Annotated in this window: 1 protein-coding gene; it reads right to left on the bottom strand. The window is 69.6% G+C overall.

Annotated features, from left to right (window positions below):
• On the bottom strand, nucleotides 1–253 hold a 253-nt coding region (locus IF17_RS0135975; RefSeq protein ID WP_030575468.1), incomplete at both ends, for a carbamoyl-phosphate synthase domain-containing protein.

Genomic DNA, 253 nt, shown 5'->3' on the forward strand with positions numbered 1-253 from the left:
CTCGCGCAGGTGCCGGGTGAGGGCGCGGGTGTCGACACCGCTGATCCCGACGACGCCCTGCGCCACCAGCTCCTCATCCAGCGAACGCTGCGCACGCCAGTTGGACGGCTTACGGGCGGGGTCGCGGACCACATACCCCGACACCCAGATACGGGCCGACTCCGGGTCCTCGTCGTTCACCCCGGTGTTGCCCACGTGCGGGGCCGTCATGACAACGACCTGACGGTGGTACGAGGGGTCGGTAAGGGTCTCC

Source organism: Streptomyces cyaneofuscatus (assembly GCF_000718135.1).
Taxonomy (GTDB): domain Bacteria; phylum Actinomycetota; class Actinomycetes; order Streptomycetales; family Streptomycetaceae; genus Streptomyces; species Streptomyces cyaneofuscatus.